This is a genomic window from Glaciecola siphonariae, from assembly GCF_042652645.1.
Classification (GTDB): Bacteria; Pseudomonadota; Gammaproteobacteria; order Enterobacterales; family Alteromonadaceae; genus Glaciecola; species Glaciecola siphonariae.
Genome location: NZ_JBHSGU010000002.1, coordinates 1,112,137 through 1,135,894, shown reverse-complemented (window position 1 = coordinate 1,135,894; position 23,758 = coordinate 1,112,137). Strand labels below are relative to the sequence as shown.

Here is a 23,758-nt window from a genome sequence, read left to right as displayed (position 1 = left end):
TTGCCCAAATTAATAGAAAAGTGTAAAGTTTAAGTTATACAAAACGATAACTTAATAGATATAGATGACTTATTCGTGTCGTGGTGCAAAAACCGCGCACGAATATTAGTGTTACACTTTGTTATTAAGGAACATCCATGCTTAATCGTTTGCAAGAGTCGGATATTAAGTTATTGCGCGTATTTTACGCAGTTGCCTCATGCAATGGCTTTACCGCAGCCGAGCCTGTGCTGCGTATGCAGCGTCCCAACATCAGTGCTGCCATTAAAAAATTAGAAGAACGATTAGACTTGGTGTTGTGTCATCGCGGTCGCGGCGGATTTCAGATGACAAAAGAAGGTGAAGTGGTGTTTCAAGAAACCAAACGCATTTTCAATGCCTTCGATAATTTTGTATTTAACCTTAAAAGCCTCCACGACGATTATTCAGGCCACATTACTATTGTACTGATGGCTGGCCTAGCTACTTCAATGCAATTAGCCGTGGCTAAAGCCGTGAAGAGTACGATGAAAAAGTTCGACGATATTCACGTGAATATTCAAACCCGTTTGTACAACGAGGTTGAGCATGTAGCGCTGTCGGGCGAATGTCATTTGGTTTTATCAACCTACGACATGGTTAAGCCCGAATCGGTCATGTTTCATCCAGTTGGCATCCAGTGCAAAGGCCGACTGTACTGTTCACCTAGTCATCCGCTTGCTAAATTCCGTGATGTAGATGCCTTACCAGATTCAGTGAATATTGAAGACTATCCAGCGATTGGTATTTCAGGTTTGTCGTCTTCAAATTACATAAGCAATGATAAGCGGCTAAGCATTCAAACGTTTTCTGACTCCTTTGATGTATGCATGGCAGCGGTAATGACTGGCGAGTATGTTGGCCTGTTGCCAGATTACATCGCCAAAGAGCAAGGAGCGGCAACGGGGCTTGTGCCCATTGCCAAAGGCTCGATGTTTCCATTTGCGCACGATTTGTTTGTTATGAACGGTAAAAATACTCGCTTGAATCCTGTGCTTAGATACTGCATCAAAGAAATTGAGTATTTTGTGTCTGAAAGCCAAAAATAAGTTAACAAGCACTCAATCAAGGGCGTGTTGTTCAATACGCCCTAGCTATAGGCGATAGGGTCTATCGCTTCATTTAATGCAAAGGCCTCAAGTCGCTCCTGACAAGAACCACATTTTCCGCAGGCCTTTTCAAGGCCTTTATAGCATGTCCACGTTTCGCTATAGTCAAATCCTAGTGCCAGTCCAGTGCGCAAAATATCGATTTTGGAGCTGCCAATAAAAGGCGCTCTGATGTCAATGGCGTCATAGTTGGCAATCTGACATACCGCATTCATTGCCTCTACAAATTCAGTTCTGCAGTCAGGATAAATTGCGTGGTCGCCCGAATGCGCGCCAAAATAAACCGCCTCAGCACCAATAGATACTGCGTATGCAACCGCCATGGAGAGCATAATCATATTCCGATTGGGCACCACGGTTTGCTGCATAGACGCTTCTTCGTAATGCCCTTCTGGGACGTCGATGTCATCGGTAAGTGCAGAGCCTTTGAGTAAGGGATTAATAGCTGACACATCCACTAATTGGAAAGGATAGCCATAGCGCTCACATACGCGCTTTGCAACATCGAGCTCTTTGCTGTGGCGCTGTCCATAGTTAAACGCCACCGGAAATACCTGATAGCCTTCATGGTCGGCTTGTCGAAGTACCGTGTAAGAATCCATGCCGCCGGAATAAATGATCACGACTTTTTTAGCTTTGTGGGTGTTTTGCGATTGACTCATGCTCACCTTGATAAGGTTTATGTGTATAATTTGGATCTTAAGCCATTGCCGCTCAAAATCCCATGTCAAATATAGGTAAATAGCAAATAGAGCGAAATATCTAAGCTCAGGCAATAGCAAAATCGTTCGAGGGCACAAGGAATAAGCAGAGCATGACCGAACTGTTGGTAAATGAAGTATTCGAATCCATACAAGGGGAGGGGTCTTTTACAGGGGTCCCGTCTATCTTTGTGCGCCTGCAGGGATGTCCTGTGGGTTGCCCTTGGTGTGACACCAAACATACCTGGGAAGTTAAACCCGACAAGCTTGTAAGCAGCGAAATTATTATGCGGCAAAATGAAGAAACTGAGCAGTATTTTAGTGCAACGCCGCAAGCCTTATTTTCGTTATTCGAGCGCCATGGCTATGCTGCCAAACATCTCGTTATTACCGGTGGTGAGCCTTGCATGTTTGATTTAACAGAGCTTACGCAACAAGCAATAGCAGAAGGATACAGCGTGCAAATTGAAACCAGCGGCACGTTTGAAGTGCGCTGTCACGCTGATACTTGGGTCACGCTATCACCAAAAATGAACATGAAAGGCGGTTACGCAGTACGCGATGATGCGCTGGTCAGAGCAAATGAAATTAAACATGCTATTGCTATGGATAAGCATATTGAGGAGCTTGATGAGCTATTAGCAAGGCAAGTGTTAACAAGCAAACCTGTGATTTACCTTCAACCAATAAGCATGCAAAAGCGAGCGACCGAGCTTGCAGTTGCTACTTGTATCAAACGAAATTGGCGACTATCGTTACAAACACATAAATTTATTGGAGTGGAATAGGTGAATGCTGTCGTGGCAAAACTATTAACGATACTGCTATTGAGTATTTCTTTAGCAGTGAGCTTTGCGAATGCGGCGGTGTGGGTCATTACCTATCCTCAGTCGACACTCGACAACGATTTACGCTACGAATATCCATTGGAATTACTGCGTTTAGCGCTTGATAAAACGGGCGTGCGCTACGAATTAAAACCATCTGCTAGCGGCATGAGGCAAGCGCGCTCTGTTAAGCGGCTGGAAGAAAATTTAGAAATCAACGTGTTGTGGTCAATGACCGACGTCATGCGTGAAGAGCAGTTGTTGCCTATCCGTATTCCTATTGCCAAGGGCTTAATTGGGTGGCGAATGTTTTTAGCGCCGAAAAACAGCGCATTTTTGACGGCGAATATTGACAATCTGAGCGACTTACTCAAGTACGAACCGGTACAGGGTATTTCTTGGCCTGATACTAAAATTCTACAGGCAAATGGTTTCAACGTGGTGACCGCGCGCGATTACATCGAGGCAGAGCAGATGATCACAAGCCGTTTGGCAGATTTTTTCCCACGCTCGGTGATTGAAATTGAGCGAGAAATAGAAACCAATCCAAACAGTCAATTGATACTGCGAAATGGACTGGCTCTGAAGTACCCAACTGCGATGTATTTTTTTGTGAACAAGCGAAATGTGACGCTCGCCAAATTAATTGAAACGGGTTTGGAGCGCGCCATTGCCGACGGTAGTTTTGATGCGCTGTTTTATGAGCACTTTGGCGAAACTATTGAGCTTTTGAATCTTGAGAACGTAAAATACTTCGAGCTTGCTAACCCATTGTTGCCGCGCCTTACGCCAACATCTAAGCGTGAGCTTTGGTATTTGCCCCAATAAGAAATAAAAAAACGCAGCGAGCTGCGTTTTTTTGCGTTCATGCGTTTGATTACATAAAAAAGCTATCGATGGCCTTGTTCAAGGCTTCAGTCTAACTTCCTTTGAATTCACCGCTGTGTACAGATTTCATCGAACGGCCAGAAGGGTCAGCCATTTCTTTGAATGATGCATCCCACTCGAGGGCTTCTACCGTGCTGCAAGCGATTGATTTTCCGCCCGGTACGCACTTTGCTGCGGTTTCTTGAGGGAAGAAGTCTTCAAATACGGTGCGGTAAAAATACCCTTCCTTAGTATCTGGCGTATTTATCGGGAAGCGATATTCAGCGGTAGCCAGCTGTTGGTCGGTAACCTGAGTGTCGACATATTCACGAATTGAATCAATCCATGAGTAACCTACGCCGTCACCGAATTGTTCCTTTTGTCGCCAGAGCACTTCTGCTGGCAGATAGGACTCATCGTCAAAGGCTTTGCGCAGAATCCATTTTTCCATGCGTCCATCTACGCACATCTTATCCTGCGGATTTAAGCGCATAGCAACGTCCATAAAGTTCTTATCTAAAAACGGAACCCGAGCCTCTACACCCCAAGCTGAGGTAGCCTTGTTTGCCCGAGCGCAGTCAAACATGTGCAGGCGGTCGAGCTTACGCACGGTTTCTTCGTGAAGCTCTTTGGCGTTCGGTGCTTTGTGGAAATATAAATAGCCACCGAATATCTCGTCAGAGCCTTCACCCGAAAGCACCATTTTTATTCCCATCGCTTTAATTTTACGCGTCATTAAATACATGGGCGTAGCGGCGCGAATAGTCGTCGTGTCGAAGGTTTCTAGATGATAAATCACATCCCGAATAGCATCTAAACCTTCTTGAATTGTGAAATGAATTTCGTGGTGCACGGTACCTATCATGTCGGCGACTTTGCGCGCGGCGAGCAAGTCAGGTGCGCCTTCAAGTCCCACAGCAAAACTGTGCAGTCGAGGCCACCACGCATCACTTTTATCTTCATCTTCAACGCGTTTTGCTACGTAGCGCGCCGCAACGGCAGACACAAGAGAAGAGTCTAGTCCGCCCGAGAGCAGAACTGCATAAGGTACGTCAGACATTAGGTGCGATTTTACCGCTTTTTCAAAGGCGTGTTTTAGGTCTTCAAGATTGGTTTCATTATTTTTAACTTGCTCGTAGTCCATCCAATCGCGCTGGTAATACTTGACCAATTTACCATTGAGCATATAGTGCCCCGGCGGAAACTCTTGAACAGTTTTACAAATGGGTACGAGGGCCTTCATCTCAGAGGCCACATAGAAATTACCGAACTCATCAAAACCGGTATAAAGCGGAATGATGCCAATATGGTCACGCGCAACTAAATAATCGCCGCTTGCTTTATCATAAAGTATAAAGGCGAACATGCCCTGTAGCTGGTCAATAGAATTGACGCCATGTTTTTGATAAAGAGGCAAAATGACCTCGCAGTCAGAGCGAGTGGCAAAGTGATAGTCTTTTGCATGGGCGCTTTGCAGTTCTTTATGATTATAAATTTCGCCGTTTACAGCTAAGATTTGATTGCCATTGTCGCTTATCAGCGGCTGTGCGCCCGTGTCGACGTCGACAATTGCCAAGCGCTCATGACATAAAATGGCGCGTTCATCGTGCCAAATTCCAGACCAATCAGGTCCTCTGTGACGCAATAATTTAGACAGTTCAAGCGCTTTGGTGCGCAAGTCTGTTACGTCAGATTTGATATCTAAGATACCGAAAATACCACACATAAATAGGGTCGCCTCTGTTCAACTAGTAAAAGTGATGCTCTTGTGTTCTGTCGGAAGTTTGCAGCCCAGGGGGTGTTGACAATCCATATTATTTTTATTGTTGTAGTGTGCACCTGCTGAAATAAGCAGCAATTAACGTGAACATTTGTGCAATGATTGCCGTCAAAATATCGCTACACACGACACGAATGTGCCATGCTCATTATGAATTGCAAGTATTAATTGCGAGGAAGCTAGAGTTTTATAAAAAAAAGGCGGATTCGAGAAGAATCCGCCTTTTTTAACCTTAAATGTTTACATTTTATTAACGCTGGAACTCACTGCTTGGATTCCAAGCGGGCCACGAATCGGCATTGGCAACGTCAAAGCCTACCTCAAATAGCAACTGCGTATCTTCAGTAATGCCGCCTAAGTCCCAATTGTCTCGGTATTGATCACAGACTTGGTGGTAGCAACCCGTTACGATCACATTCATGCGTTTACGGTACTGCGCTGTCTCATCATCAATAGGCTGATTACCGCCTTTAGCATAAAGGGCGGGTACACCTAACGTTGCAAAGCTAAAATGGTCTGAACGGTAATAATATCCGGCTTCAGGTCGGTCTTCTTGAGTCAGCACTCTGCCTTGATTAGCAGCGGCTTCTCGTAGGTAGTTTTCAAGCTCCGATTTGCCCATGCCAACTACCGATACGTCGCGAGTTTTGCCTAATACGTTCATCGCATCCATATTGATGTTGGCAACGGTCTTATCGAGCGCTATTACGGGGTTCTCGGCATAGTATTTTGAGCCGAGTAAACCTTGCTCTTCTGCCGTTACAATAAGCATGCTAATCGAGCGTTTTGGAGGCGTTTCTAAGCTTGCAAAGGCCCTTGCCATTTCGAGTATCGCAGCGGTGCCAGTGGCGTTGTCATGTGCACCGTTGTATATCTGGTCGCCATCTTTACTTTCGTCTTTCCCTAAATGATCCCAATGTGCGGTATAAATAATGTGCTCGTCTGGACGCTCGCTGCCGGGCAATGTGGCAAAAACGTTATAGCTTTTGGAGGTTTCAATGCTGTTTTTAACTGTAACTGACGCGGTTAAATCAAGCGCTTTTGCATATGGACCTTCCAGCGCTTTTTGTTTTTCAGCGTCAAAATCAAGGCCAGCTTCAGCAAATACAGCAAGCGCGGCTTCTCTTGATAGCCAGCCCTCGATTTTAACACGGCTTTCGCCCTGATCGGGGCTCAATAGGCCGTATTGAGGTCCACTCCAACTATTTGCCACAACCGACCATCCGTATGACGCCGGTGCGGTTTCATGCACTATAAAAACGGCATCAGCGCCTTGACGGCTCGCTTCCTCATATTTGTAACTCCAACGTCCATAATAGGTCATGGTAGAACCTTGAAATTTTCCTGAATCGGGCGCGGCATAACCTGGGTCATTCACCAGCACAATCACGGTTTTACCTTTTACGTCTACTTGGCTATAGTCGTTCCAATCATACTCAGGGGCATTTACGCCGTAACCTAAAAAGACAACTTCAGAATCGCTTAAGTCTATGGTGTCAACTTCACGCTTCGAACCCACAACCATATTCTCTTTATAGGCAAATTCGTTACTGCCCATGCGCAATGTCATGTCATCGTTTGCTGTAATTTGCACTAAGTCCACGGCTTGTAAAAAGCTGCCATCGTTACCTGGCATAAAGCCCGCTTCGCTTAATTCGGTCGTTAAAAATTCAAGCGTCTTTTTTTCCCCCTCGGTGGTAGGAAGGCGGCCTTCAAACTCATCTGAGGCAAGGGTTTTTATGTCGTTTGTAATGCGCTGGGTCGAAATGCTGGTGTAGACTTCTTTAAAATTTTCTTTGGCATCTTGGCTTTGCGCTTCGTCTATTTGGCTCGGTTCGCTGCAAGCGCCTAATGCAATGCATGCGCCTAGGGCCAATGCCTTGGCTGTTGTTAAGTTTTTCATGAAAGGTCCATTATATTGTTGTTATCAAACGCCTTAGTTTTTATCATAACGCTAATATCATAACTAAAGCGTGCGGGAGGTAAGTTACCTGTCGTCACCTCCTAAAGTATAAGGTAATTCCTCATTCGTTCAAGAATATCCTCACAGGCCAATGCGTCAGCTTTTGCTCAGTTTGCCCATCTAATCGAGCAAACAGCTCAATACACCGCCTGTATCGATAAGCCATCTATCGATGCATCGTTGCTCAATGCAGATGTACTACAACATTTGCGCCAAATCAGGGCGGTGTCTGCTGAACAACGGCCAAATCCAGCGAATGCAAAGCCCAATACCGGCAACAATCTGGCCTACACATTCGTGTGTCAAGACAGTGCCTATAAGGTTGATGAGAATAAGCTTGATAAGGAGCAGCGGTACTACGAGGAGATAATTTTTCAAGATAAATGCATTCCCACGCGCTCGTCTAATTTACACGACTACTTCAACGGCCTAGTGTGGCTGCAGTATCCGAAAACAAAGGCATATTTAAATCAGCTACACTGGCATGAAATTCAAGGCAACTCGCTCAAAAAACGCAGTCCGCTGCGCGACAGAGTTACGCATTTTGACGAGTGCGGCATTGTGCTAGTGACTGACCTACCTGATTTGAAAGCGTCGCTGAAAGGCCATGATTGGCAAGATGTGTATGTAGATAAGCGAGAGCATTGGTTCCGACCGAAACACGGGATTGTTCCTTTGCATTTTGGTCATGCAAATTTAGAAATGTTGTGCAAACCGTTTATTGGACTTACCGCCAAAGCGATGGTGATCAACAGTGAATCTTTGCTTGAAGTAGCCTGTTCGCTATTGACGCATAAATATGCCTCAGAGTCTGAATCCCTTGAGAAGACTGCCTTAATTGATGAGGCCCTTGTTGCGCAACTCAAAAAAGATAAGATTTTTTCAGAAAAAGGGCATTTAATGCCCTTGCCGCTGTTGGGTATTCCTGGTTGGCATTTTGAAGAGCAGACCTCAGCGTTTTATCGTGACCAAAACTACTTTATGCCCCATCCATCCCAGCGCGGCACGTGTGATAAACGCAAATAGTGCCTAAATATCGATTGCGCTAACGGTGTTTCGCCCAGCGCCTTTGCTTTTATAAAGCTGTTCGTCTGCTAACTGCACAATTTTATCAAAGCTTAAGGTAAAATCTTTGCTTACGCTTACCACACCAATGCTCACGGTTAAGTTCACAGTTTTTTCGCCTATATCAATAGGTTTTTCTGCAATGGCAGCATGAATAGACTCTATAAACTTAAGATGACTATCAAAATCACTTCCGGTCATTAGCACGATGTATTCTTCGCCACCATAGCGCGCAACTATATCAGTGCCACGCTTACAACGTTCTTTTAAGCTTTGCGCAACTGAAATGATACATTTGTCGCCTGCGATGTGACCGTAGGTATCGTTTACTTTTTTAAAGTAATCAATATCCAGCAGCACCATGGTGAAAGGAAGTTGATTACGAACACATGTTTTAAATGAGTTCATGGCGAGTTGGTCAAATGCGCCGCGGTTGTATATGCCCGTGAGCGCGTCTTGTTGAGAACTGAGCTCAAGCTGTTTATTTAGTTTTTTGAGCTCTTTTGTTTTCACTGATACTTGTTGTTTCAACTGAGCTTGAAAGGTCAATGAAAGTTCGTGCGCCTTCACGAAATTACTCGTCACGTTAGCCATTTCTCGACTAATTTGTGCCTGTGGGCCGAGCGAGTCAGGACCAATTTTATCGGCAATGTATTTTTCAAGGTTCACCAATGGGGCTGTTATTTTGTTCGATAAGCGATTGGCTAAAAGAGCTATCAAGATCAAACTCCCCAGCAGAGTCAAACCAATAAACAAAAAGTAGTTTACGATACTCGCAAACACCATATTGGGAGGGGCGACGGTATAAATGTTCCATCCAAATTCATTGCTGCTTGCATGGTAAATGAAAGGCTCGTTATTAACCTTCATCACCGGAGAATAGCGCAAAAACGGGTGTCCGGTCCGCTCAACTTCAAAGCGCTTGTCTCCGTTTATTTGAAGTTCATGCGTGGCGTAGATGATGGCATCAGACACGTCAGTAATAATAATTTGAATGCCGCTATTTTCAATAGACAGATTGACGTTAGCGTCAATAAGTTGGTCAGCAAAAATAGAGGCTTGAACAATTCCTTCAAAAGTATTGTTTTTGACAATGGGAGCGGTGACGGCAACAATCTCAATGTCTGCGCTATCTAATGTTTCTAGCACCTGAGAAACTTGGGGTTGGCGATTTTTTTGTGTGTCGTAAAAGTATGCTCTTGTGCTTAAGTTAAAATCGGGACTGTATACAAAATCTTTTGAATATTTCTCGGGAGCTACCATGGTAACAACTGCGTTGCTGTCTGTTACCAACATAGCTTCGATGTCTCGGTTTGCTGTTGCAATCGCGTGCAGCATCAAACTAGCAAGCTGCGAATCATTTTGTGCCGCAATCCCCTGTGCAGCAGCGCTAACCGACTCCAAACTATGACTCATACGGTTGGTTAATGCATTCTCCAACTGCACATTGCTGCTGGCAAGTTGATTACTAATTAAGGTTTCGGTTTCATCGGTAGAGCGCCATGTAAACACCAAGGTAACCAAAATAGTAGGGAGAATCACACTCACAATGCACAGTTCAAATACCACATTTGCAAACTTTGGCGGTGGAGGGTTAAAGCGCTTGAATGGACTATCAATGGGTAAAAGCCAATAGATCAACATAGCGATAATACCGCATACAAAACCGTTTAAACCTATTGTGATAGCGGTAAACAGCGCCGTGTCAAAGCTCATACCGGCTAGTGAATGAAGAATGCCAAATACGCTGGGAAAGCCAAGTATTAACCAGAACAGAAAAACAGCCAGTAAAAAGTTAAACAGGAATCGGCTGAGGACCCAAACAACGGCAAATTCCATTGCCTGTATGACCACAAAAGACATCGAACCAAGCTGAAGCGCAAATGAACTCAGGCTACATATCAGTACAATAAGACTGAATCTAAGCGGAAGTGTGAGCAGAGCAATCAGCGCAAATATACTACCGACATATATACTGATGCTGCCATAAATAGAAATAGAGGTATAGGTGTTAATCAGTATCGCGCACACGCTGAGCAGCGCACACACAAGGGCGTCGTTTTTATGCCTGTTCACATGCTTGTTCACGATTTGAATTAGATTCATATCATGTTTTCGGCAGTTGTTTTTTTATGTTTAGGTTTTCGCACAAAAAAGCCTGCTCAATTGAGCAGGCTTGGTTAATTCCCTATAAGGCCGGTGACGCTGGCTGTGCTTATCAACCTAAGGCAAAAAGTGCGGTCACGGTGTAAATTAAAACACTGGGAAGGGCGGACACAAACAAAGACTTGTTAAAACTGAAATTTGTCCATGATTTTAAACACAATGCGCCCAATAGAATTGTCCAAATACTGTCTATTCGCAGCGAGCTGGTGAGTCCGAACCAGGTTGACTCCATATCGATACCCGCCAAAAATGCCAGTGATAAAGGAGCGAGGCCCGCTTGACTTATCTCTGAGCCAGGCGCTTGCAAGGTCAAGTATATACACGAGGCTAAAGCGTTTATGATTGCCGGCATGGCTATCCACCACATCGCGCCGTACCAATCAGTAAAGCCGTGTATGCTTTTTTCGTCGTTACGAGTCCACAAGGTATAATATCCAGCCAAAATTGCCATAATAATCGGCAGGCCAATTGCCAAACCAATGACCGAGATCATTTGCGTTGAACCAAGCTCCATCGCATTGGCAAACGCTTCGGTTTCAGCAGGGCTGGCATCCGGCATTTGAGCGGTCGCAATCATATTGGTGTACCACTGAAAATCGACCAAGTTAAAATATAAATAGGTGGGCACAATAGACAAAACAGTGACCAGAATAAAAGGTATCCAAGACCAATTGTCTTTTACTGCAATGGCGTCGAATACGGCGGTAGGCTTATAAAAAATTTCGCTTGCCGCTTGAATAGGATTACTGACTTGCTGAGGGTTATTTTCTTGCATGAAATACTGCTCCTTATTTAATTAAGACCTCAATGTCTGCAGTGAGTAAACAAATAACCCAAGCTCTGCAGTGATATTAAGTATGAATTGATTTTAGTGATTTCTCAATACTGACCGTTTGACCAGTTTTATCGTGTTGCGCTTGAATTTGTCACGTTTTGAAACAAAATACGTTCTAAGGGCAGTTAAAATCATTCGATAATCATGCATCAATAGCTTAAGCTTTAACAATCGCAAGGAAGAGAGACCGATATGATAGAAATTTCAGGCTTAGCTAAAAAATTCAAAGTAGAAAATCCCAAAAAACTGAGCGAACAAGATAAAAAAGACCCGCGCTTAGCCGGTCGTTTTTTTCACTCTGTTAAAGATGTAAGCTTACGCTGCGAAAAAGGGCAAGTGTTGGGTTTATTAGGACCTAATGGCGCGGGTAAAACGACTACACTGAGGCTTTTGTCTACCGCGCTTCATCCAGATGCGGGCAGCATTATGATTGGCGACACGGACGTAGTTAACGATCCGGTGTCGGCACGTAAAAAGATTGGTTTTTTGTCGGGTTCAACAGGACTATATGGACGACTAACAGGGCGTGAAAATATTGCCTATTTTGGTCGCTTGAACGGCATGAGCGAAGAAGACATTGATGCGCGTATTCAGATGTTGGGCGAAACGCTCGACATGCTGTCATTTCTTGATAGGCGCTGTGAAACGTTTTCTACAGGGATGAAGCAAAAAACATCGATTGCGCGTGCGGTTGTGCACTCTCCCGATGTTGTTGTGCTAGACGAACCTACTACGGGTCTCGACATTATGGCGGCAAAAACTGTCATTGATTTTATCCGCGACTTAAAAAGCCAAATGATACCGGTGATATTTTCAACGCATCATTTAGAAGAAGTCACCGAACTGTGTGATTCAGTTACCGTAATCGACCACGGTGAAACAACCTTTGATGGTTCTCTAGAGCAGTTTAAGGCGCTATCTGGAGACGGGCTTCATGCATCGTTTATGGCCAGCTTAAAACAGGGAGTTAAATAAGATGTGGTTGATATTTAAAAAAGAAATGTTGGAATTACTGCGTGACCGCAAAACGCTGTTTTTCATGGTTGCCCTTCCTATTGTCGTGTTTCCGCTTTTGTTTGGTGGTGCAATGTATTTTGCCTCTCAAGCAGTGTCGGACGCTCAAACTAAAACCCTAAGCTATGCCATTGTGGGGGAGCAGTATGCGCCTGACCTTGTGACGCAATTTAAAACGGTAGAAAATCTGGCGCTTGAGGCACTACCATCCGATGTGGTGACCGAAGAGCAAATGAAAGCTGCTATTAAAGAAGGCACGCTCGATTTTATTATCCAAATCCCTGACAACTACAGTGCGGATATTGAAACAAGCGGACAAATTATCTTTAAAATTTACCTGAACGATTCAGAGCTAAACTCTGTGCAAGACCGCTTAAGTGATATTATTGATGAGGTTGAAACGACCTTTCAACGTGAAGCATTTGCACGCTTGGGTATGAATGAAGACCAACAAGTAACCTTGCTCGACCCAATGGTGATTGAAAAGGTTAATGTAGCTGATAAACGTGAGTCAGTGGGTGCGATGATAGGCGGTATGATCCCCTACATTCTATTTTTGCTGTGTTTACAAGGTGCAATGCTTCCCGCTGCAGACATTGGCGCCGGTGAAAAAGAACGCGGTACCTTAGAGACTTTGCTATTATCGCCGGTGAGTCGAACCGACATTGTGATGGGCAAGTTTTTGACCATTTCTACGGCGGGCGCAGTGTCAGCATTGGTAACGGTGTTAAGTATGGCTATTTGGGGAATTGTGTTGAGTCAAGGTATGGCCATAGACTTTGTGACAGAGTTTATGGCATCAATTGGCATCGTTGATTTGATGCTGGTCTTTTTGATGCTGGTGCCCATTGTCTCTATGTTTGCAGCCATTTTACTCTCACTGTCTATTTACGCACGCTCCTATAAGGAAGCGCAGGGCTATATGACACCGCTGGTGTTTGTTGTCATCGTACCGGTGATACTTGCAGCACTTCCGGGCATAGAGCTAAAAGGTGCATGGGCTTGGGTGCCGTTAACAAACGTGGCGCTGGCGATAAAAGAGCTGATTAAAGGCACGATGGATTATGTCCAGCTGTTCGCAATTTTTGGTTCTTCGGTCATCATCGCAGGTGCATTAATCGGTTTTTGCGTTTACTGGTTTAAACAAGAAAAGGTCTTATTCAGATAAGACTGACTGTAGAATGCAGTCTAACTAAATACGCGCAGCCCTTCGATGTGGCTGCGTTTTTATTTTTGGTCAGGTATTTTACGTTAGATATTTTTAGTTAGATGTTTTTTATTAGGTAAGTAAAGTTAGGAATGAATGACTACTATTAACGAATTTTTTGACGAACACGGCGCTTTATCGTCGATTATTCAAGGGTATAAGGTTCGCCAAGCTCAGGTAGACCTGTCAAACGCAATTGGCGACGCTATCGCATCTCAAGCCACTCTAATAGCAGAGGCGGGCACCGGGACCGGAAAAACCTTCGCTTACTTAGTTCCTGCTTTGTTATCAAAGAAAAAGGTGATTATTTCAACGGGTACAAAAAACCTACAAGAGCAGCTCTACACGCGAGATTTGCCGCTCATCAAAAATGCAATTGATAAAACCCAAGACGCAGCGCTTTTGAAGGGGCGTTCAAACTATCTATGCTTGCATCGCTTGAAACTGAACGGTGCCGAGTACATCCGTCTGGAAAAAGAAACGCTCAACGAATACAGCATTATTAAAAAATGGAGCACGACTACACATACCGGAGACATAGCTGAAGTCTCGTCGCTGCCCGATAATGCCAAAGTTATTCCTTTGGTAACTTCTACTGTAGATAATTGTCTGGGAAAAGACTGCTCAGATTACCAAGATTGCTATTTAATGAAAGCGCGTAAAAAGGCTATGGAAGCTGACCTTATTGTGGTCAATCATCATTTGTTTTTTGCTGATTTGGCTTTAAAAGAAAGTGGTTTTGGTGAGCTTATTCCTGAGGTCGATTTGATTGTTTTTGACGAAGCTCACTTAATACCCGACATTGCTAGTGAGTATTTTGGCGAGGCTATTTCAAGTCGTCAATTAGACGATGTCTTGTCTGATTTGAGTAAGCAACAGCGAGTCTCGCTAAAAGATGCTGACCAAATTCATTTAGTGGGCGAAAAGACGCGTCAGTTGATTGCAGACCTGCGAATGGAATTTGATATTGACCCAAAACGGGGTGATTGGGACGAGGCTATCTCGCAAAAGAATCTGATGCCGTTGCTGGAGCAAATTCATCAGCAGTTAAAGCAGTTGCTAGCGGTACTGCAAGTGCATGCTAGTAGAGACAAAGATATTGATCAGTATGCCGAAAAGCTGCTTGCAATGACAGAGACCTTTCACCGATTGATGGACACAAAAACGCCTGATGTGAGCTATTGGTATGAGACGACCCGTCGTCATATTGTTCTGCATATTACGCCCTTGAGCATAGCCAAGCGTTTTTCGGCTATTGTTAAACAAAGTGAAGCCTCTTGGGTGTTTACGTCAGCCACCTTAACGGTAAATGCTTCGTTTGAACATTATCAAGCGCAAATGGGCTTACAAGATGCGCGCGTCATTGAAATGGAAAGCCCTTTTGATTATCCCAATCAGGCCATGTTGTGTGTGCCGCGTTATTTGCCCGAACCTCATGAGCGCAGCATTGCCTCTCATCTAGTGGATATTTCCATGCGGCTGATTGATGCGAGTAAAGGCAGGGCGTTTATTTTATTCACCAGTCATTACATGATGCGTGAAGTGGCCCGTCAGGTGCGCGAGCGCCAATATAAAGACATACTGGTGCAGGGGGAAAGTAGCAAAAGCAGCTTGTTGGCGGCCTTTAAATCGCAAACACAAACTCCCTTATTTGCAACGGGCTCATTCTGGGAAGGCATTGATGTAAAAGGTGATGCGCTTTTATGTGTGTTGATTGATAAACTGCCCTTCGCATCACCCGATGATCCTTTATTGCAGGCGCGCATAAAAGACTGCAAGAACAAAGGTGGCAATGCTTTTGCAAGTATACAGATACCGCAAGCAGTGATTACGTTAAAGCAGGGGGCAGGACGCTTAATACGCGACAGCGATGATAGAGGCGTTTTAGTCATTTGCGATAACCGATTGTTGACCAAGCAATACGGCCAAACATTCGTTGGCTCTTTGCCTGCCATGCAGCGAACGCGAGACCTAGACAAGGTTGTTTCGTTTTTACAAGAGATTGAATAAGTAATGAAAATACTGTGTATTGATACCGCCACAGAAGCCTGCAGCGCTGCGCTCATGCTCGATGATGTCTGTGATGGTATTTTTGACGTTTGTCCTCAGCAGCAGAGCCAGCGTATTTTACCCATGATTGACGAAATACTGACGCGTCATAAGGTCAAAGTGTCTGAGCTTGATGCTATTGCCTATGGACGCGGGCCCGGCAGTTTTACGGGTGTGCGTATCGCTTCAAGCACCGTGCAAGGTTTGGCACTTGGGTGCGACCTTCCGGTAATTGAAGTGTCCACGCTTGCGGCGATGGCACAAGAAAACTTTGAGGTGTACAAGGTCGAAAAGACACTTGCATTGATAGACGCTCGCATGAGTGAAGTCTATTGCGGCGAATTCTTCATTAACGAAGCTGGCGTTGCCCAATGCACAGGCGAAGAAGCTGTGCTTTTGCCGTCTGCATTGCTTTCAGTATTGAGCGCTTACACAGACAATGACACGAACATTGTAGAGGAAAGTTTTGTTGGCACAGGGTTTCATGCTTATCAGCAAGAGCTTGCCTTGCAATTGCAATCACATAAATTAGCGGTAAACTACCCGAATGCGAGATATATGCTAGCGCTGGCCAAGTGGCAGTTTGCAAACGGGGTTAAAGTCAGCGTTGAGCAGATACAACCGGTATACCTTCGCGATAAGGTAACCTGGAAGAAACTTCCTAACAGGGAATAAAGATGGAAAGCGTTTCAACAATCAAACAAAGCTTGTATGTGAACGATGAGCTCAATGCGACCCGAAAGCCGCGCTCACCTTCGCAAAACAACGATGCATCTGGGTCGCAAACGCCGGCGAGTAAAATTTCAGAGCAGGTGATCAAAACTGGCTCTAATCAAACGATGGCAGACGCTGAAGCTATTTTTGCGCGGGCAAACAGTTACAGCGACGTTTCTGCAAAAGTGCAGAAAAACCTACAGGCTTACGAATCAGTCGAGTTATCGTTGAAGCGCGAAGCGCTTAGCGAACTAATGGGTGTAGATTTATACGCCTAAATTGTATTGCAATGAATGTTTGAACTTTGCATTTACAAATGCTGTCTTACTTCCACTATCCTTTCAAATGTATGCTGAGGCTCCCTATGAAAAAATATTTTGCCATACTAGCTGCTCTAGCGACTTTAAGCGCTTGTTCTATGGTGCCAGAGCCCATTCAAATTGCAGACAATACACCCTTAATGAGTTTTGATAAGGTCATAAACAGCGATGATGCGTTAAGTGCGCAAGGCGAGAAGGCACGTTGGGGTGGACGTATTGTAAGCGTGCAAAACAAAAAAGACGTGTCTGAAATAGAGGTTATTTACTTTCCTGAAGGCCATAACGGCAAACCAAAAACAGATCAGCAAAGTGAAGGGCGCTTTAAAGCCATTGTGCCAGGCTTTGTTGACCCGCTTGTATTCGAAAAAGACCGACTTATCACCATAGTGGGTAATGTAAGTGCGCCTGAGGTGGGCATTATTGGCGAGCAAAATTACACTTATCCCACGCTCAATGCGGCGGGCTATCATATGTGGAAGCAAAGCACCGATATTGAAGTTAGAAATGTAGGGTATCAGCCTTTCTTTTATGCATCGCCTTTTTACAATAGAGGTTGGAGTGCATGGCATAATCCATGGCGTCCAAACTATTATCGCTCACGATTGCGCGTAAGTAAGTACAACGGCCATTCTCAAGGCGGTTCAGTCAACAGAGTTGATACTAAAACGCGCACTAATCCTCCTAATATTTCAGAGCCAAGGCCTCGTCGACCAGAGCCTGCGGCGCAAGTTCGTTAAATAAACACCGACTATGTTAGTTAGAGAGGCATCACAGCAGCGGTATCTAGAGCGATGATAATTTGATGTCCGTCAACGAAAAGAGTCTGGTAAAAGGCACCATCAGTGCACTTGAGTGCGGCGCCGAGTACTCACAAAAAGTGCTTTTTATACACGGGTATCTGGATAACGCCGCCAGCTTTTCAAAGCTTTTACCGCTCATTAAAAACGCCCACTGCATCGCAATAGACCTGCCCGGGCACGGGCATTCTTCTCACAGAAGCGAAGACGCGCACTACCACCTGACCGACTATGTGTTTGATGTGCACAAGCTAATTGTTGAGAGTGGATGGGATAGCGTTACTTTAGTAGGGCATTCTTTAGGCGGTATTATCTGCAGTATTTACGCCGCTACCTTTCCAGATTACGTCTCGCAGGTCATATCCATTGAAAGTCTTGGCCCCTTAACTGAACATGAATTTACCAGCACGGAGCAATTAAGAGCGAGTATGCTCAGCCGTATGGCGGCTGACAAACCTGTCCGTCATCCTGAATCGATGGCTCAAATTATCGCCGCTCGCATGCGCGTAAGCGACATGACAGAGCAAGATTGCGAACTTATATTATCTCGGAATACCGAATATAAAGAGGGTCAATTGCGCTGGCGAACCGACAAACGCCTGCGCACCAAATCAGCACTTAGATTCACGCCTAATCAAGCCTTGGACATTTTGCAGCATATACAATGTCCCTATCACATTTTACTTGCAGACCGCGGATTTCCTAAGATTAAGCGCCTTTATAAACATCGCCTTTCCGCTTTAAGAAAACCTAAATTTTATACCTTTTCTGGCGGCCATCATGTGCATTTAGATTCGCCTGAAGAAGTAGCAGCGTGCATCAACCGGTGCATAGAGTCGCTCTGCTAGGTGTTTTACGCACACAAGTAGACTAATCTATCGTTTCATTTTGCCTTGTACTCCTTTAGTATTAAGCTATTAACTTGTAATGGTATGACCATTCTCAATTTTGAGTCTGGTGATATGTACCCAATCCATAGCGTAGGATGTTTTTTGTGGAAAAAATTTGGATAAATCAGTACGACGAATCTGTAAGCGCTGAGATCAACCCAGATAGAGTTCCTTCCCTAATCGATATATTTGAAAGTGCGGTTAGCCAATATGCTAATCAGACCGCTTTTATCAATTTGGGACATAAAATAAGTTTTGAAGATTTAGACGTACTGTCAATGCAGTTTGCCTCATATTTACAGCATCTAGGTCTTAAAAAAGGCGATGCGGTGGCTATTATGATGCCAAATCTTCTGCAGTACCCGGTGGCTTTATTTGGCGTATTACGCGCGGGCTTGACGGTGGTGAATGTTAATCCATTGTATACACCACGAGAGCTACAGCATCAACTTACCGACGCGAACGTCAGTACGATATTGATTGTTGAAAATTTTGCCTGCACCTTAGAAAAGGTACTAAAAAATACCCCAGTCAAAAACATCGTGCTCACCAGTCTCGGCGATTTACTGCCCCTTCCAAAGCGCTGGGTAGTTAACTTTGCAGTTAAGTACATCAAAAAAATGGTGCCCTCATACAGCCTGCAAAACACGACGTCTTTTTCTCAAGCGCTTGCTATTGGTGAGCAGCACGATTACTCACGACCGAGCGTGAGTGGAAGTGATATTGCCTTTTTGCAATACACGGGTGGCACAACCGGTGTTTCAAAAGGGGCTATGCTGACCCACAGAAATATGGTTGCCAATTTAGAACAGGTAAGCGGTATTTTAGAGTCGGCATTAGTGCCGGGGAAAGATATGGTGGTAACGGCACTTCCGCTTTACCATATATTTGCGCTTACCAGTAATTGTTTGACCTTCCTCAAATATGGCTGCCCTAACTTATTAATCACCAATCCACGCGATATGCCTGGATTTGTCAAAGAGCTTTCCCGTTATCCCTTTGCAGTCATAACGGGTGTAAACACTTTATTCAACGGTTTGTTGAACACCCCCGGATTTGCTGAACTTGATTATTCACATTTTAAGTTTGGCTTAGGTGGCGGTATGGCTGTTCAACGCCCTGTTGCACAAAAGTGGGAATCGGTCACCGGCAAAGTACTGATAGAGGGATATGGCCTGACGGAATGTTCACCAGTGGTGTCGGTAAATCCTGTCAATTCTTCAGAGTATAAGGGTTCTATTGGCTTGCCTGTGCCTTCTACTGAGATCAAAATATGCGATGAGCAAGGTCAAGAATTGCCAATCGGTGAAGCCGGCGAACTGTTTGTTAAAGGTCCGCAGGTCATGTTGGGTTATCTCAATCGAGAGGAAGCAACCCGCGAGGTATTAAACGACGAGTGGCTTGCAACCGGCGATATCGCCAAGGCAGACGAACAGGGTTATCTGTACATTGTTGACCGCAAAAAAGACATGATTTTGGTGTCAGGTTTTAATGTGTTCCCAAATGAGATTGAAGAAGTCGCTGCAATGCACGACGGCATATTAGAAGCCGCTGCCATCGGTATTCCCCATGAAGTATCCGGAGAGGTGGTCAAACTCTTTGTTGTTAAGAGTGATGAAAGCCTTACCGAACAAATGGTAATTGCGCACTGCAAGTCTTTATTAACTGGGTATAAAGTACCGAAAATAGTCGAATTTAAAGAAGAATTACCAAAATCTAACGTGGGTAAGATACTTCGCCGCGAATTGAGGGACTAAGCCTCTTGAATGAACAGCAAATTGCTAAGCTTGCGCAATTACAATACGACTATATTACCAGCGAAATTGCACTTGAGGCTTTGTGTAAGGAACTTAGCAAAGCCAAGGTAATTACCCTTGATACAGAATTTGTGCGAACGCGGACCTTAAAGCCGCAGTTAGGGCTACTGCAAGTGTTTGATGGTCATCATTTAGCGCTAATAGATCCTGTGGCCATTAATGACTTATCGGCGTTTACCGCCATTTTGCAAAACCCTGATATTGTTAAGGTACTGCACTCTTGTTCTGAAGATATCGATGCTTTGCATTCGAACCTTGGCGTTACACCACATCCCTTATTTGATACGCAGTTTGCAGCAAGTATGCTGGGTAAAGGCGCAAGTATCGGTTATGCCAATTTGATTGAAACCTACTTTGATATAGCGCTAGACAAAGGGGAATCGCGAACCGATTGGATGGCTCGTCCGCTGTCGTCTAATCAGTTAGACTATGCGGCTGCAGACGTGACCTACCTAATGGCTGCTTTTGATGAGTTGGCAGCCGAGCTAGATGAAAAAGGTTTAAGGCACTGCGTATTCGCAGAATCTGCGGCACTGATAGAAAAAAAGACCGTTGAATTTCCCTCAGAGTATGCTTATTTGACCTTATCTAATAACTGGAAGCTATCGGAGCGCAGTTTATATGCATTAAAACAGCTCGCGAAATGGCGTTTGGATACCGCAAGAAAAAACGATATTGCGATTAATTTTGTGATAAAAGAAGCGTCGATGTTAGACATTGCTGTGAAGCTCCCACAGAGCACCTCTGGGCTTCATCAGATCCATGACCTATACGGAAAGCAGGTACGCTTGTATGGGCAAGATATTCTTGCCATCACCCACAAAGCCAAGCACATAGATGAGAACGAATTTGTACCTAAAATCAAGCGACTCATTGAATTTCCACTGTCGAAAAAAGCCGCCAGTGATATAAAGCAACTTGTCGAACGTGTGGCCGCTAAGCATGACATTCCTGCGGCAGTGCTTGCGTCTAAAAAACAGATTTCGCAAGTGTTGAAGTGGTGCTGGTTTGAATTAGATGAAACGGTGTTACACGGTTTACGGCCTGACTTGTTAAGTGGATGGCGTCGCGAACTTTTTATTGGAGACCTTGAGACCTTATTTGTTGAAAAAGGCAGTGAGCAACAAGGAAAATATGAAACTTTGCGCAGTCTATAAATCGTCCAAAAAAGCAGATACCTATCTATACGTGCAAGACAAAGGTGACTATTCAAAGGTGCCAAACGCCTTATTAAATGCATTCGGCACGCCTGTATTTGTAATGCTTCTACCGATTGCAAAGCGCATCACAATAGCGCAACTTCCCAGAGATAAATTTGTCTCAACCCTTGAACGTGATGGATTTTATCTGCAAATGCCTCCGAAGGTAGAAAGCTTGTTGGCGGCTCACAGGGAGCAGCAAGGCCTTGATGGCAAGCTTCAGCGAGACTAATTGAGACCTATTTATGCACTATTATTTCATTCTGTTTTTTGGCTGGCTGATATTGGTCGCCTCATCGACTGTCACGGCTGCGCACGCATCGCAAGCATCTGATGCGACAAGCTTTGAACAATATGCCCAAACGCTAAAAAATCAGGCGCGGCAAAAAGGCTTTGATGAGCAGTTTTTAGAACAGGTGTTTGCTACTGTGAAGCAACGAGGGGCGGTGGTAAAAGCAGACCGTAATCAACCTGAGCGTAAACTTACCCTAGATACCTATTTACAGACTCGGGTGCCTGATTGGAAGGTTGAGCAAGCCGTTCAACAGTATCTACAGCATAAAAATACTTTGGAGCGCATTGCTAAGCAATATGGCGTGCAAGCAAGATTTATTGTAGCGCTTTGGGGTAATGAGAGTAATTTCGGTCGCATTCAGGGGAATCATCCTGTGATGTCATCTTTAGTGTCTCTGGCCTACGAGGGACGCAGGCGTGAGTTGTTTGAATCACAATTTTTTGCCGCTCTGGAGATCCTTAAGCAAGGCCATATTGCGTTAGCTGATTTTAACGGGAGTTGGGCCGGTGCAATGGGCCAAAGTCAATTTATGCCCTCGTCTTTTCTGAGCTACGCGGTGGATGCAAACGCAGATGGCCGAAAGGACATTTGGGGTACACCAGAGGACGTCTTCGCCTCTATCGCTAACTTTTTAAGTGCTGAAGGCTGGAATGATGCAACAACATGGGGACGCCAGGTAAAACTCACTGAAGACTTTCCTGTTGCGCAGTTGCCCTCACTGGAGGGGCTGACCAAAGTGCGTAAAAAGTCTTTGCGTGAATGGTCTAAGATGGGCGTGACTAAATTTGATGGTTCACCCTTACCGGCTTTGAGTCTACCAGCTTCCTTAATCTTGCCTGATGACATTGGCGGCAGAGTATATTTGGTGTACGGCAATTTTGAAACGCTGATGCGATGGAATCGCTCTTATTACTTTGGCATTTCGGTGGCGTATTTATCGGAGCGAATCGCAAAAGAACTCGGTGAGCGCTCATGAAGGGGGTGCTGTATAGCAAAGCCTTAATCGCCTCAAAATACTGGGAAGAGCTGTCGCTTGAAAATATGAACACGGCGCAGTGGGAAGCAATTTGTGATGGCTGCGGCCGCTGCTGTTTGCACAAGTTTGTTGACAGCGAAAGCGTGCCTGAAGATGGCGAAGTGACTTCCATAGACAGTCAGCAAGGCGAGGTGTTTTACACCAACATCACCTGCTATCAGTTAAATGAGAAAACGTGCGCGTGTAAATCGTACGAGAAGCGCAAAGAGCTGGTGCCTGACTGCGTAAGCCTGAACAAACATAATTTAAAAGACATCAACTTCATGCCGCCTTCATGCAGCTATCGGCGAATGCATAAGGGAGAAGGTCTTGCCTCATGGCATCCCTTATTAAACAAGGGCAAAAAAACAAAAATGCACGAGTTGGGCATTACTGTGCGTAACAAAGTGATAAGTGAAGATAAGGTTAATCTTGACGATTTTGAGGATTATATCGTTACTTGGCCGCTTTCAGAGATAGACTAGCCGACACGGTTTGTGCAAGCAGCGCTACTACCCAACCTGCAATATACAGAGAGAAAACAACCTGCATCCACTGCGGCATGCCCATGCCTAAAAATTGCCACTCGTTAGCACTGCAGCTTCCTGGTGCGTCAAACACCATGGGCAACCATTCGTGGAGCGGCATAAAGCCGGGAAACTCTGGGAAAAACGGGCAGGGCGGTATAAAAAAAGTCTCCGGGAATATGACTTCTAGATGCTCTTGTGCCTGAAATAATCCCCATATTGCCGATGTGCCCCAAAGGATCAGAGCAATCCCTCGGATGACAAAGTGCGGATATAAGAGCACCAGCAAGGTGGCAAAGAAAATACCGATTACCGCCGTGCGCTGGTAAATGCAGCGCACGCAAGGAGCATGACCTAACACGTGCTGAAAATACAAGGCTGCCAGCAAAAGCGCTAGCGCACTGACACACACAATGGCCCACGGTGTTCTTGTTTGACTCCAAGCGGCTAGGGTGTGCAGTGCGTGCATATTATTCTCATGTGTCATGTTGTATTACGCCCTAATTTAACGTGAATCCCACCTAAATTAAATAAATTCATGTTTATTTGTAAAATGCACAGAGCTTGTCGTGCTTAAAAGCTT

At 44.8% G+C, this 23,758-nt stretch carries 22 protein-coding genes; 16 read left to right on the top strand and 6 right to left on the bottom strand.

Annotated elements, in window-relative coordinates:
* Positions 1-137: 137 nt before the first annotated feature.
* Entirely contained in the window at positions 138-1,067 is a 930-nt protein-coding gene (locus tag ACFO4O_RS06390; RefSeq protein ID WP_382406631.1) for a LysR family transcriptional regulator, read from the top strand.
* 41 nt (positions 1,068-1,108) lie between these two features.
* Here ACFO4O_RS06390 and queC read toward each other — a convergent pair whose 3' ends face one another.
* The gene (gene queC, locus ACFO4O_RS06385; RefSeq protein ID WP_382406629.1) at positions 1,109-1,789 is read right to left on the bottom strand and encodes a 7-cyano-7-deazaguanine synthase QueC; all 681 of its coding nucleotides are present in this window, start codon (positions 1,787-1,789) and stop codon (positions 1,109-1,111) included.
* 152 nt (positions 1,790-1,941) lie between these two features.
* Between queC and queE the strand changes: the two genes are divergently transcribed.
* Positions 1,942-2,616 carry a 7-carboxy-7-deazaguanine synthase QueE gene (queE, locus tag ACFO4O_RS06380; RefSeq protein WP_382406627.1) on the top strand — a complete coding sequence of 225 codons (675 nt, stop codon included), beginning with the start codon at positions 1,942-1,944 and terminating at the stop codon, positions 2,614-2,616.
* A 12-nt stretch (positions 2,617-2,628) separates the two neighbouring features.
* A complete protein-coding gene (locus tag ACFO4O_RS06375; RefSeq protein ID WP_382406625.1) occupies positions 2,629-3,483 on the top strand; it encodes an amino acid ABC transporter substrate-binding protein in 855 nt (284 codons plus the stop codon).
* Between the two features lie 91 nt (positions 3,484-3,574).
* On the opposite strand, the gene asnB is transcribed toward ACFO4O_RS06375, so the two are convergent.
* On the bottom strand, positions 3,575-5,248 hold the full coding sequence (gene asnB, locus ACFO4O_RS06370; RefSeq protein ID WP_382406623.1) for an asparagine synthase B: 1,674 nt from the start codon (positions 5,246-5,248) through the stop codon (positions 3,575-3,577).
* A 304-nt stretch (positions 5,249-5,552) separates the two neighbouring features.
* Positions 5,553-7,205 carry a M28 family metallopeptidase gene (locus tag ACFO4O_RS06365; protein ID WP_382406621.1) on the bottom strand — a complete coding sequence of 551 codons (1,653 nt, stop codon included), beginning with the start codon at positions 7,203-7,205 and terminating at the stop codon, positions 5,553-5,555.
* 267 nt (positions 7,206-7,472) lie between these two features.
* On the opposite strand from ACFO4O_RS06365, the gene ACFO4O_RS06360 reads away from it, so the two are divergent.
* Entirely contained in the window at positions 7,473-8,291 is an 819-nt protein-coding gene (locus ACFO4O_RS06360) for a DUF3025 domain-containing protein (protein WP_382406619.1), read from the top strand.
* A 3-nt stretch (positions 8,292-8,294) separates the two neighbouring features.
* Here ACFO4O_RS06360 and ACFO4O_RS06355 read toward each other — a convergent pair whose 3' ends face one another.
* Together ACFO4O_RS06355 and ACFO4O_RS06350 are read right to left on the bottom strand one after the other, a co-directional pair.
* Positions 8,295-10,436, bottom strand: a complete 2,142-nt coding sequence (locus tag ACFO4O_RS06355) for a sensor domain-containing diguanylate cyclase (RefSeq protein WP_382406617.1) — start codon at positions 10,434-10,436, stop codon at positions 8,295-8,297.
* A 112-nt stretch (positions 10,437-10,548) separates the two neighbouring features.
* The gene (locus tag ACFO4O_RS06350) at positions 10,549-11,271 is read right to left on the bottom strand and encodes a YIP1 family protein (RefSeq protein WP_382406615.1); all 723 of its coding nucleotides are present in this window, start codon (positions 11,269-11,271) and stop codon (positions 10,549-10,551) included.
* Positions 11,272-11,523: 252 nt separating this feature from the next.
* Between ACFO4O_RS06350 and ACFO4O_RS06345 the strand changes: the two genes are divergently transcribed.
* The 12 genes from ACFO4O_RS06345 (at position 11,524) to ACFO4O_RS06290 (ending at position 23,133) form a co-directional block, all read left to right on the top strand.
* Positions 11,524-12,306, top strand: a complete 783-nt coding sequence (locus ACFO4O_RS06345; RefSeq protein WP_382406613.1) for an ABC transporter ATP-binding protein — start codon at positions 11,524-11,526, stop codon at positions 12,304-12,306.
* A 1-nt stretch (position 12,307) separates the two neighbouring features.
* Positions 12,308-13,513: an ABC transporter permease gene (locus tag ACFO4O_RS06340; RefSeq protein WP_382406610.1), complete on the top strand. Its 1,206-nt coding sequence runs from the start codon at positions 12,308-12,310 to the stop codon at positions 13,511-13,513.
* Between the two features lie 135 nt (positions 13,514-13,648).
* Positions 13,649-15,562 (top strand): ATP-dependent DNA helicase, encoded by a 1,914-nt coding sequence (locus ACFO4O_RS06335; protein WP_382406608.1) that lies wholly within the window; start codon positions 13,649-13,651, stop codon positions 15,560-15,562.
* 3 nt (positions 15,563-15,565) lie between these two features.
* The gene (gene tsaB, locus ACFO4O_RS06330; RefSeq protein WP_382406606.1) at positions 15,566-16,276 is read left to right on the top strand and encodes a tRNA (adenosine(37)-N6)-threonylcarbamoyltransferase complex dimerization subunit type 1 TsaB; all 711 of its coding nucleotides are present in this window, start codon (positions 15,566-15,568) and stop codon (positions 16,274-16,276) included.
* 2 nt (positions 16,277-16,278) lie between these two features.
* The gene (locus ACFO4O_RS06325; RefSeq protein WP_382406604.1) at positions 16,279-16,593 is read left to right on the top strand and encodes a hypothetical protein; all 315 of its coding nucleotides are present in this window, start codon (positions 16,279-16,281) and stop codon (positions 16,591-16,593) included.
* An 86-nt stretch (positions 16,594-16,679) separates the two neighbouring features.
* Positions 16,680-17,372, top strand: a complete 693-nt coding sequence (locus ACFO4O_RS06320; RefSeq protein ID WP_382406602.1) for a Slp family lipoprotein — start codon at positions 16,680-16,682, stop codon at positions 17,370-17,372.
* A 65-nt stretch (positions 17,373-17,437) separates the two neighbouring features.
* Positions 17,438-18,280, top strand: coding sequence for an alpha/beta fold hydrolase (locus ACFO4O_RS06315; protein WP_382406600.1), 843 nt, complete (start codon positions 17,438-17,440; stop codon positions 18,278-18,280).
* A gap of 146 nt (positions 18,281-18,426) precedes the next feature.
* Positions 18,427-20,079: a long-chain-fatty-acid--CoA ligase FadD gene (fadD, locus tag ACFO4O_RS06310; protein WP_382406598.1), complete on the top strand. Its 1,653-nt coding sequence runs from the start codon at positions 18,427-18,429 to the stop codon at positions 20,077-20,079.
* 5 nt (positions 20,080-20,084) lie between these two features.
* On the top strand, positions 20,085-21,296 hold the full coding sequence (gene rnd / locus ACFO4O_RS06305; protein ID WP_382406596.1) for a ribonuclease D: 1,212 nt from the start codon (positions 20,085-20,087) through the stop codon (positions 21,294-21,296).
* Positions 21,274-21,570 carry a YcgL domain-containing protein gene (locus ACFO4O_RS06300; protein ID WP_382406594.1) on the top strand — a complete coding sequence of 99 codons (297 nt, stop codon included), beginning with the start codon at positions 21,274-21,276 and terminating at the stop codon, positions 21,568-21,570. The genes rnd and ACFO4O_RS06300 overlap by 23 nt, the downstream gene beginning before the upstream one ends.
* A gap of 13 nt (positions 21,571-21,583) precedes the next feature.
* Positions 21,584-22,609: a lytic murein transglycosylase gene (locus ACFO4O_RS06295; protein ID WP_382406592.1), complete on the top strand. Its 1,026-nt coding sequence runs from the start codon at positions 21,584-21,586 to the stop codon at positions 22,607-22,609.
* Entirely contained in the window at positions 22,606-23,133 is a 528-nt protein-coding gene (locus tag ACFO4O_RS06290; RefSeq protein ID WP_382406590.1) for a YcgN family cysteine cluster protein, read from the top strand. The genes ACFO4O_RS06295 and ACFO4O_RS06290 overlap by 4 nt, the downstream gene beginning before the upstream one ends.
* Here the strand turns inward: ACFO4O_RS06290 and dsbB are convergent.
* Positions 23,105-23,662, bottom strand: a complete 558-nt coding sequence (gene dsbB, locus ACFO4O_RS06285; RefSeq protein WP_382406588.1) for a disulfide bond formation protein DsbB — start codon at positions 23,660-23,662, stop codon at positions 23,105-23,107. The two genes, ACFO4O_RS06290 and dsbB, sit on opposite strands and share 29 nt — an antisense overlap.
* Between the last annotated feature and the right edge of the window lie 96 nt (positions 23,663-23,758).

What these genes read in the sequence shown, in the direction of transcription:
- ACFO4O_RS06390 (WP_382406631.1), top strand. Translation starts at nt 138, where the DNA reads ATGCTTAATCGTTTGCAAGAGTCGGATATTAAGTTATTGCGCGTATTT.
- queC (WP_382406629.1), bottom strand. Translation starts at nt 1,789, where the DNA reads ATGAGTCAATCGCAAAACACCCACAAAGCTAAAAAAGTCGTGATCATT.
- queE (WP_382406627.1), top strand. Translation starts at nt 1,942, where the DNA reads ATGACCGAACTGTTGGTAAATGAAGTATTCGAATCCATACAAGGGGAG.
- asnB (WP_382406623.1), bottom strand. Translation starts at nt 5,248, where the DNA reads ATGTGTGGTATTTTCGGTATCTTAGATATCAAATCTGACGTAACAGAC.
- ACFO4O_RS06365 (WP_382406621.1), bottom strand. Translation starts at nt 7,205, where the DNA reads ATGAAAAACTTAACAACAGCCAAGGCATTGGCCCTAGGCGCATGCATT.
- ACFO4O_RS06355 (WP_382406617.1), bottom strand. Translation starts at nt 10,436, where the DNA reads ATGAATCTAATTCAAATCGTGAACAAGCATGTGAACAGGCATAAAAAC.
- ACFO4O_RS06350 (WP_382406615.1), bottom strand. Translation starts at nt 11,271, where the DNA reads ATGCAAGAAAATAACCCTCAGCAAGTCAGTAATCCTATTCAAGCGGCA.
- ACFO4O_RS06345 (WP_382406613.1), top strand. Translation starts at nt 11,524, where the DNA reads ATGATAGAAATTTCAGGCTTAGCTAAAAAATTCAAAGTAGAAAATCCC.
- ACFO4O_RS06340 (WP_382406610.1), top strand. Translation starts at nt 12,308, where the DNA reads ATGTGGTTGATATTTAAAAAAGAAATGTTGGAATTACTGCGTGACCGC.
- ACFO4O_RS06335 (WP_382406608.1), top strand. Translation starts at nt 13,649, where the DNA reads ATGACTACTATTAACGAATTTTTTGACGAACACGGCGCTTTATCGTCG.
- tsaB (WP_382406606.1), top strand. Translation starts at nt 15,566, where the DNA reads ATGAAAATACTGTGTATTGATACCGCCACAGAAGCCTGCAGCGCTGCG.
- ACFO4O_RS06325 (WP_382406604.1), top strand. Translation starts at nt 16,279, where the DNA reads ATGGAAAGCGTTTCAACAATCAAACAAAGCTTGTATGTGAACGATGAG.
- ACFO4O_RS06320 (WP_382406602.1), top strand. Translation starts at nt 16,680, where the DNA reads ATGAAAAAATATTTTGCCATACTAGCTGCTCTAGCGACTTTAAGCGCT.
- ACFO4O_RS06315 (WP_382406600.1), top strand. Translation starts at nt 17,438, where the DNA reads ATGTCCGTCAACGAAAAGAGTCTGGTAAAAGGCACCATCAGTGCACTT.
- ACFO4O_RS06300 (WP_382406594.1), top strand. Translation starts at nt 21,274, where the DNA reads ATGAAACTTTGCGCAGTCTATAAATCGTCCAAAAAAGCAGATACCTAT.
- ACFO4O_RS06295 (WP_382406592.1), top strand. Translation starts at nt 21,584, where the DNA reads ATGCACTATTATTTCATTCTGTTTTTTGGCTGGCTGATATTGGTCGCC.
- ACFO4O_RS06290 (WP_382406590.1), top strand. Translation starts at nt 22,606, where the DNA reads ATGAAGGGGGTGCTGTATAGCAAAGCCTTAATCGCCTCAAAATACTGG.
- dsbB (WP_382406588.1), bottom strand. Translation starts at nt 23,662, where the DNA reads ATGACACATGAGAATAATATGCACGCACTGCACACCCTAGCCGCTTGG.